Here is an 8,889-nt window from a genome sequence, read left to right as displayed (position 1 = left end):
TTGTCCGCGCTCGAAATGGCCTGTTGGGACATCATTGGCAAGGAAGCCAATAAGCCGGTGTATAAGCTGCTCGGCGGTCAGGTGCACGAACGGTTGCGCGCCTACACCTATATCTACCCGCGGCCCGGCGACACAAAGGATGTTTATCACGACCCTGACCTCGCGGCAGAACGGTCGGCTGAATATCTGAGCCAAGGTTTTACCGCGCTGAAGTTTGATCCTGCTGGACCATATTCGGCGTTTGACGGACGCCAGCTGTCGTTGGAGGCGCTGGACCTGTGCGAGCGGTTTGCCAAGTCCCTGCGTGAAGCGGTTGGCATGAAGGCAGACCTATTGTTCGGGACACATGGTCAAATGACGGCTGCAGGCGCGATCCGGCTTGCCAAACGGCTTGAGCCATATGATCCGCTCTGGTTGGAAGAACCCGTACCACCCGATGCGCCGGAGGAGATGGCCAAGGTTGCACGGGCAACGTCCATACCGGTTGCAACCGGTGAACGGCTGACAACCAAATATGATTTCGCACGGCTGTTACGCGCAGGCGCGGCGGCAATTTTGCAAATGAACCTCGGGCGCGTGGGCGGCATATTGGAAGCCAAGAAAATCGCCGCAATGGCCGAGGTTTATCATGTGCAGATCGCGCCGCATCTATATTGTGGCCCGGTGGTGGGCGCAGCCAATATCCAAATTGCGACCTGTTCGCCAAACTTCCTCATACTGGAAAGCATTGAGACGTGGGGCGGTTTCCATACGGAGATTTTGAAATCGCCCATCCGGTTTGAAGACGGGCATGTCATCCCATCGACTGCGCCCGGCTTGGGGGTCGAACTGAACGAAGATGTCGCCCGCGCCAATCCCTATACCGGCGATATGTTGCACCTCGAAATGACGCAGCACCCCGTTCAGTGACCGAGGAATTTGACTATATCATCGTCGGCGCAGGCACGGCGGGTTGTGTGCTGGCCAACCGGTTGACCGAAGATGGCAAGTACAGCGTCTTGTTGTTGGAGGCCGGAGGAAGCGATCGTTCGATCTGGATCCAAATGCCCATTGGCTATGGACGCACCTTTTTCGATAAGCGGATTAACTGGATGTACGACACCGCGCCCGTTGAGGCGCTGGGCGGTCGGCAGAGCTATTGGCCGCGCGGCAAGGTCGTCGGAGGATCAGGGTCCATCAACGCGATGGTCTATGTGCGCGGGCAGCCACGTGATTTCGATGATTGGAAAGCCTTGGGCAATGCAGGCTGGGGTTGGGATGATGTCCTGCCCTATTTCAAAAAGTCAGAGGATTTTGACTGGCACAGCGCGCACCATGGTCAGGGTGGGCCGCAACATGTCACCGACATCTCGCCCTTTGCCCACCCCATTTGCCGCAGCTTTATTGAAGCTGCGCAGACATTAGGCTTTGCTGCGAGCAACGATCTCAACGGCGGCAAGCCTGAAGGGGTCGGCTATTATCAAATCAACACACGCGGTGGTTGGCGCGCGTCGACGGCGAACGCGTTTCTGCATCCGGCGCGCAAGCGAAAGACGCTGAAGCTTAAGACCATGGCGCACGCGACGCGCATTTTGTTTGAGGGACGGCGCGCGGTTGGCGTTGCGTACACATGCAAAGGCGCGCACTTGGAGGCGAAGGCGCGACGCGAAGTCATCTTGTCCGGCGGCGCGATTAACTCTCCGCAATTGCTGATGCTGTCGGGTATCGGAGATGCCGGCCATCTGAAAAATGTAGGTATCGAACCGATTGTCGATGCAAAGGCCGTCGGCCGTAATTTGCAGGACCATATTGCGGTGTCCTATTTCTACAAAGTCCGCACGGCGACGCTGAATGATGTGCTGCACCCGTTCGTGGGCAAAATCCGCGCCGGGTTGCGCTATATGGCCGACCGGGCGGGGCCGCTGTCGTTAAGCGTCAATCAAAGCGGGGGTTTTGTGCGCAGCGACGCAACGAAAAAGCACCCGAATTTGCAGCTATATTTCAGTCCGGTGAGCTACACCAAAACACCATTGTCGGAACGAAAGCTGCTCAACCCGGATCCATTTTCGGCGTTTCTGTTATCGCATAATCCCTGCCGTCCGACCAGTCGGGGGCATATTGAGCTCGCGTGCGCCGATCCTGCGAAATATCCGGTCATCCACCCGAATTATCTCGCAACGCAAGCTGATATTGACGACGTTCTGGCCGGTAACCGATTGCTGAAGCAAATTGCGCGCACGAAGCCGCTTGCGGATATTATCACCGAAGAGCTCATTCCCGGCGCGCATGTCGATGGCGATGAAGCACTGCTCGCAGATTTTCGGGCACGCGCCGATACCGTCTATCATCCAACAAGCACCTGCATGATGGGCCCGGATGCAGCGACCTCCGTGGTCGATGGCCGCTTACGTGTCCATGGTGTGGATGGCTTGCGTGTTGTCGACGCCTCCGTGTTTCCGACAATCACATCGGGCAACACCAACGCCCCTACGGTGATGGTCGCTGAAAAGGGTGCGGCCATGATCTTGGAAGATGCAAAAAGCATGCGTTAATTTTATTTACCAGTCCTTTTCGGCTGTGCTACCTCAACATGAGTGCGCGAATCCGGGGAGGGAGTGGCGATGCATCCGAAGATCGATTTAAAGCAGTTGCCGCCGTTAAAGGCGCTAAAGGGTTTTGAGGCGGCGACCCGTCACCAAAGCATCCGCGATGCAGCCGACGAGCTTTGCCTTACCCATCCTGCGGTCAGCCATCAGGTCCAGCTGATTGAAGATGCGCTTGGTGTGACGTTGTTCGTCCAGGAAGGGCGGCATATCGTGTCGACCGAAGAAGGTAAGGTTCTCTATCCTTATGTCCGCGCTGCTTTTGAATCGTTGCTGGAGGGGGTTGAAGAAGTCCACCGCCATGCGTTGGATAAGCCACTTCGCGTGCAGACTTATGTCACGGCGTCGATACGTTGGCTTGCAAAACGTGTTCCGCAGTTTCTGGCGGATCACCCCGAGGTAAAGCTGACGCTCAACACATGTGCTGTTGAATGGGAATTTGACGATGTGCACGCGGATGTCGGGCTCGTTTATTGCGCATCAGAACCCGACGCGAGCAAATTTCATTGGGTTCCGCTGTATGAATATGCGCTGTTTCCCGTCTGTAGCCCCGCTGTTGCAGAGGCGATGGGTCCAAATCCCAGCCCGCAGACATTGATGACCAAGCCGCTTGTGGCCATCTATACCGAAGTGCAAAATTGGGAGACGTGGTTTGCTTCGGCCGGGTCGGCGTTTGAACCCTCCGTGCCCTATCTCATGGTCGACACCTTGGCCGTTGCGCTTGAAATGGCGCTGAACGGTGAAGGCATTGCGCTGGTCAACGGCCCGTTTGTTGATCAGGATTTGGCCGCCGGTCGGCTCGTTCAGCCCGTTGGGCATAAAGCAGTTTGCCCCGGCGCATGGGGCCTTATCTGCCGCAAGGATATGAAAGAAAATCTCCGCATTCGGACATTCATGGATTGGGTGGCCAAGAATGTCGAAGACAGCCGTTCAGGCGTCGCAGCTTAGCGTTTCGGCACGACCTCATAGCCCGGCTCTTCGGGTTCATCGTCGACCATATCGGCCGGAAATCCAGTGCCCAAAACCTTAATGCCCAATGGCTCTTCATAACGACGGATGATGTTGGGTGAAAATTCGCGAGGGCCGAAAGCTTCCTCGCCTTCCTTAAAGATTTTCACGATCAGCGGCGACAGTTCAACGGGGACATGTGCCGATTGGGCAATTTTGTCGAACAGGCCCACGTCCTTGCTGACGAGGTCCATCGTGAAATTGATGTCGCGGCTGCCGTTGAGGATGACCTGGCTTTCGGTTTCGTGGACGAAGCTGTTGCCCGACGAGATCCGGATCGCTTCATATGTGGTGTTCATGTCAAGCCCGATGGCTTTGCATGTCGTCAACGCCTCAGCCAGTGCAACGAGATGTACCGTGCAGAGATAGTTGGTCATCACCTTCAATTGTGAAGCGGTTCCAAGGTCGCCGGTGTGCAATATGCGCCGTCCCATTGTCGTCAAAACCGGCAGAACAAATTCGAACGCGGCGCGTGGGCCGCCTGCAAAAATCGCAATATTGCCGGTGTCCGCACGATGGCAGCCCCCCGAAACGGGGCATTCCATGAACATCGCGCCACGCGCCTCAACCAATGCGCCAAGCCGGATGACTTCGCTATAATCGGTTGTGCTCATTTCGAGCCAAACTTGGCCCGGACGCATGATTTGAAGAAAACCGTCCGCGCCTTCGGCCACGGCAGCGCTGGCCGCTGGGGACGGCAAGCAGGTGATGATCAGGTCGACGGCTTCACCCAATTCTTTTGGAGATGCTGCGGAGGCTGCACCGCGATTGACATATTCGGCAACAAGTGCGGCATCAAGGTCGCGTACAGTGACGTCATGACCATTGCGGATCAGGCTGCCTGCCAGTTTTCCGCCAACATTGCCAAGACCGATAAATCCGATTTTCATGATTGCATCCAGTTAGTTCACAACAGGCAATACGCGCCCTTTGGAAAAGTTAGAGCGCCGTCGATGCGCGGCCACAATTGAAAAATTTGGCCAATTGGATGAATTATTTTACACCGCGCTGGAGAACCCCACGCGGCTGGGTGCTATTTATGTGACGCTATAGCCAAGCGTGGCGGACAGAGCTTCGGCCAGCCTCGTGCGGGCAAGGGCGCAGACGACTTTTCGATCCGCAAGCGCGCCCGGATCAAAGGGTTCGAGAAAGTGGACGTCCACGGCGTAAGTGCCGGGCCGTGTAAATGCCCGCCATGCGCTCTCCCAGCCGGTTTCTACACCCACCCAAGCGATGTCCGCGGCGTTGGCACCGAAGTCTAAAAGAACCGGCTGAATCATCATTGGCTTAGGCGGCGGTGCCAATGTCGCAAACAAGGACTGTTTGAACGGCAATAGCCCACTGCCGTCCGAGGTTGTGCCTTCCGGGAAAAGTGTCACCGACCAGTTTTCGGCGATAGCCTCGCGTAACTCGGCCACTTGTTGCCCGATATTCTGCTTTTCCGTGCGGTTGACGAAAATGGTGTGGTTCAGCTTTGCAAGCCAGCCAATGATGGGCCAGTCGCGCACGCCATCCTGTGCGACAAAGGAGGTGCCCGTTATGCCGGCCAATATCGGAATATCGTGCCATGAAAGATGGTTGGCGACAAAGAACACATCCCGGCGGAGCGGACTGCCGTGAACGCGGACACGCGCGCCCAAGGCGCGGGCAGCAATGCGTAAGAATAACATCGCCCATGGTGACGGCAACCGCAACAGATGCCAGACAAGGTGAAGCGGCAATAACAGCGTGAGCGGCACGGCAATCCACATAACGCGCATGGCGCACAGGAAATATGCCTGCAGCTGAACCTTTGGTTTCGCAATGCTAATAGTTGCCATCGGGTTCCGCTTTAAAATTGGGACAATAATGAAATCTTAACGTGCCTAGCCACCAACTGTGACTTTCCGATGACGGTCACACATTACGCGCGTTCGCGCAACGTTTGCATATCATGGCTCATCGCTTTTTCAAACGCAGCGCATCCCAGCTTGCGTCGGCCAGCCATCCACCGTCGACAGGCAAGCTTGCGCCGTTGATAAAGCTGTCTTCATGCGCAAGAAAAGCAATGGCCCGGGCGACATCTTCGGGCTTGGCAAAACGGCCCATTGGAACGCGGTCGATGATATCATTATCGGAATAAGCGCCCGATCCTTGATCAGCCTCATCCATTTCCGTTTTAATCCAGCCCGGACAAACGGCGTTCACACGCACACCGCGGCCGCCCCATTCTGCCGCAAGCGTTCGGGTCAATCCGACCAATCCGTGCTTTGACGCGTTGTAGGCGGATCGATCAATAACACCGTGAAGGCCGGCAATTGAAGCAACGTTGATAATGTTGCCTCGGTTACGCCCCAGCATCTGCTTTCCGATTTCGCGGCACAGCAAAAACGGTCCGGTGAGGTTGATGTTCATGACGCGCTGCCACTGTTCGATACTGGTATCTTCGGCGCGGCAAATCAAACTGATGCCGGCGTTGTTGACCAACACGTCTGCGGCGCCATGGTCGCGGGCAATTTTCTCGGCCAATTCGACAACAAATTCTTCAGAGGAAATGTCACCGGAAAGCGCGGATACGCTCCCGCCAAGAGCAACCAATGCTTCGACTTGCGCATCCAAGGGCTGCACGTCGGTCATGACAACATGATAGCCTTTTTCGGCAAAAAGCCGTGCCGTTGCAAAGCCAACGCCTTGTGCAGCACCCGTAACCAACGCAACCTTCATAGCCCCACCTTTATATTCTCAATCAACCCCGCGCGCCTTACAGGCACCGGCGATCCTAATCCAAAAATTTTTTTAACCGGTCCCGTCATATTCCCCATTTGTGCCTGATGGCAAACCGGCCCTAAGGTTCTGTTATAAGGAGCAAGGCGTTTATGCAAACATCGGCACGAGTTGTGATAATCGGCGGCGGCATAATGGGGGCTTCGTTGCTTTACCATCTCGCCGAACTCGGGTGGACGGACTGTCTGCTGATCGAAAAAGATGAGCTGACCTCCGGCTCGACATGGCACGCGGCTGGCCAGTGCCCCAACATCACGGGCAGCTTCAACCTTGCCAAGATGCATGCGTATAGCAATGATCTCTATCCGCGGCTGGAAGGTTTGACCGGGCAATATGTCAGTTGGCATAAATCCGGCGGTATCCGTCTTGCAACCAACGAGCGCGAGCTGGCGTGGATGCGCTACATTCAGGGCTTTTCGAAAATCATCGGGTTTGAGATGGAGATTATCCCGCCTGAGGAAATTCTCCGCCACAACCCATTCATGACGCTTGACGGTGTCATCGCCGGTGCGCGGACGACCGAAGACGGACATGCTGATCCGTCGGGTATCTGCAACGCGCTTGCCATTGGTGCCAAGAATATGGGCGCCAAAATTGTGCGCAAAAACCGCGTGACGGGCCTGACGCAATTGCCATCTGGCGAATGGGATGTGGAAACGGAAAAGGGCACGATTCGAGCCGAAATCGTCGTCAATGCGGCGGGCTGCTATGCCCGGCAAATCGCGCAAATGGCGGGCATAGATATTCCGGTGACGAACATGGAGCATCATTATGTTGTCACCGATCCGATCCCCGCATTCAAAGATCGCGATGAAGAAATACCGGTCATGCGTTGCCCCCATGTGTCGGGATATTTCCGGCAGGAGCAGAAAAGCGGACTGATTGGCGTTTACGAAAATACGGGCCTCGCCGAAGCATGGGCACCACGCGGTGGAAACCCTGAATGGGATTCGACGAGCGAGTTGTTCCCTGAAGATCTGGAGCGCATCGCCCCATGGCTGGAACGCGCGATTGAACGGATGCCGATTTTTGGTGAAGTCGGTTTGCGGCGCTTCGTCAACGGCGCGATTCCGCATACGCCCGACGGCGGACCTCTGTTGGGACCAGCGGTTGGCCTGAAGAATTTTTGGCACTGTTGCGGCACAAGCTTTGGCATCGCGCAAGGCGGCGGCGCTGGAAAATATCTGGCGCAGTGGATGGTGTTCGGTGATGCCGATATCAACATGACCGAATTCGATCCGCGCCGTTACGGCCCTTATGCGGACGAAGATTACAGCCGCGCTAAGGTTTTCCTTGATTACCGTATGACGTTCACGACGCGGCTTCCCGGCGAGGAAGAGCCCGACGGCCGCCCGCAAAAGATGAGCGCGCTATATGGCCGTTTGCTGTCCGCTGGCGCGGTATATGGCGAAACTTACGGTTGGGAGCGGCCCAAATATTTTGCCCTCGACGGTGCAGAAGAAGAAGGCGGCTATCACCGCACCAACAGCTTTGACGCGGTCGCGGCAGAGGTAAAGGCGGTTGCTGAGCGGGTTGGCGTGCTCGATCTGTCCGGCTTTGCGAAATATGACGTAAGCGGTCCAGATGCGGAGGCCTTCCTCAACCGTATTTGCGCCAACCGCATGCCCAAGAAATTGGGCGGTATCGGCTTGGTGCATCCGCTTTCGGTGCAGGGCCGCATTTATGGCGAAATGACCGTGACGCGTTTCGCGGATGACCATTTCTACTGCCTCTCGGCAGCAGCGGCTGAACAGCGCGATTGGGATTTGCTGATCCAAAGCAAATTGCCAGACGAAGATGTGACCATTCGCAATCTGACGATGGACCTTGGCGTTTTGGTGATGAACGGCCCGCGTTCGCGCGACGTGCTGGAAAAGCTAACCGACGCCGATCTTAGCAATGAAGGTTTCCGCTGGCTCAGTGGTCAGGAAATCGTGATTGCGGGCATTACCATGCGTGCGCTTCGTGTGTCTTATGCCGGGGAATTGGGCTGGGAATTGCATCCTGCGATGAAGGATCTCGCGGCGCTCTATGAGGCGGTGTGGGAAGCCGGGCAGGAGTTCGGCATCGTCAATTACGGACTGTACGCAGCGAACAGCATGCGGGTTGAAAAGGGTTATAAGGCCTGGGGTTCCGAGCTCACCAACGAATTGACGATGATTGAGGCGGACATGCCGCGCTTCATCAATTTCAATAAGGATGATTTCGTCGGCAAGCAGGCTACGCTGGATGCGCCTGAGCGTTTCCGCATTGTGTATGGCGCCGTTGATGCAGATAATGTCGATGTGCGCGGCGGCGAACCAATTTTGGTGGGCGACCATTGTATCGGCCTGACGACATCGGGCGGCTATGGCCATCGCGTTGGCAAGAGCCTGTTTTTCGCCTGTGTGCCCATACAAAATGCGGCACCGGGGTCGCAGTTCGATATCGTGTTACAGGGCGAACGACGCATCGGCACAGTGCTGGAGCACCCTGTTTATGATCCTGATAACGCCAAGATGAAGGTCTGATCCGCGTGGCTGAATTACCCAAAAAG

General features: G+C 56.1%; 7 protein-coding genes. 4 read left to right on the top strand and 3 right to left on the bottom strand.

Annotation, left to right across the window (positions count from 1 at the left end):
* From ACILQA_RS07930 to ACILQA_RS07920, 3 genes are all read left to right on the top strand, one after another.
* A partial coding sequence (locus tag ACILQA_RS07930; protein ID WP_395629208.1) for a mandelate racemase/muconate lactonizing enzyme family protein occupies positions 1 to 909 on the top strand: 909 nt, incomplete at its 5' end.
* Positions 906 to 2,531 carry a GMC family oxidoreductase gene (locus ACILQA_RS07925; protein ID WP_395629207.1) on the top strand — a complete coding sequence of 542 codons (1,626 nt, stop codon included), beginning with the start codon at positions 906 to 908 and terminating at the stop codon, positions 2,529 to 2,531. The genes ACILQA_RS07930 and ACILQA_RS07925, both read left to right, overlap by 4 nt.
* Before the next feature lie 69 nt (positions 2,532 to 2,600).
* Positions 2,601 to 3,530, top strand: coding sequence for a LysR substrate-binding domain-containing protein (locus ACILQA_RS07920; protein ID WP_395629206.1), 930 nt, complete (start codon positions 2,601 to 2,603; stop codon positions 3,528 to 3,530).
* On the opposite strand, the gene ACILQA_RS07915 is transcribed toward ACILQA_RS07920, so the two are convergent.
* The 3 genes from ACILQA_RS07915 to ACILQA_RS07905 form a co-directional block, all read right to left on the bottom strand.
* Entirely contained in the window at positions 3,527 to 4,480 is a 954-nt protein-coding gene (locus ACILQA_RS07915; protein ID WP_395629205.1) for an NAD(P)-dependent oxidoreductase, read from the bottom strand. The genes ACILQA_RS07920 and ACILQA_RS07915 overlap by 4 nt on opposite strands.
* A gap of 147 nt (positions 4,481 to 4,627) precedes the next feature.
* Positions 4,628 to 5,410 (bottom strand): lysophospholipid acyltransferase family protein, encoded by a 783-nt coding sequence (locus ACILQA_RS07910; RefSeq protein WP_395629204.1) that lies wholly within the window; start codon positions 5,408 to 5,410, stop codon positions 4,628 to 4,630.
* Between the two features lie 118 nt (positions 5,411 to 5,528).
* The gene (locus ACILQA_RS07905; RefSeq protein ID WP_395629203.1) at positions 5,529 to 6,293 is read right to left on the bottom strand and encodes an SDR family NAD(P)-dependent oxidoreductase; all 765 of its coding nucleotides are present in this window, start codon (positions 6,291 to 6,293) and stop codon (positions 5,529 to 5,531) included.
* Between the two features lie 152 nt (positions 6,294 to 6,445).
* On the opposite strand from ACILQA_RS07905, the gene ACILQA_RS07900 reads away from it, so the two are divergent.
* Positions 6,446 to 8,863 (top strand): FAD-dependent oxidoreductase, encoded by a 2,418-nt coding sequence (locus ACILQA_RS07900; protein ID WP_395629202.1) that lies wholly within the window; start codon positions 6,446 to 6,448, stop codon positions 8,861 to 8,863.
* Positions 8,864 to 8,889 lie beyond the last annotated feature (26 nt).

Origin of the sequence: Sphingorhabdus sp., assembly GCF_044239005.1 — a bacterium.
Lineage (GTDB): Bacteria > Pseudomonadota > Alphaproteobacteria > Sphingomonadales > Sphingomonadaceae > Sphingorhabdus_B.
The sequence above is the reverse complement of the archived record's forward strand: the minus strand, read 5'-3'. Positions and strand labels throughout refer to the sequence as shown.

What these genes read in the sequence shown, in the direction of transcription:
- ACILQA_RS07900 (WP_395629202.1), top strand. Translation starts at nt 6,446, where the DNA reads ATGCAAACATCGGCACGAGTTGTGATAATCGGCGGCGGCATAATGGGG.
- ACILQA_RS07920 (WP_395629206.1), top strand. Translation starts at nt 2,601, where the DNA reads ATGCATCCGAAGATCGATTTAAAGCAGTTGCCGCCGTTAAAGGCGCTA.
- ACILQA_RS07915 (WP_395629205.1), bottom strand. Translation starts at nt 4,480, where the DNA reads ATGAAAATCGGATTTATCGGTCTTGGCAATGTTGGCGGAAAACTGGCA.
- ACILQA_RS07905 (WP_395629203.1), bottom strand. Translation starts at nt 6,293, where the DNA reads ATGAAGGTTGCGTTGGTTACGGGTGCTGCACAAGGCGTTGGCTTTGCA.
- ACILQA_RS07910 (WP_395629204.1), bottom strand. Translation starts at nt 5,410, where the DNA reads ATGGCAACTATTAGCATTGCGAAACCAAAGGTTCAGCTGCAGGCATAT.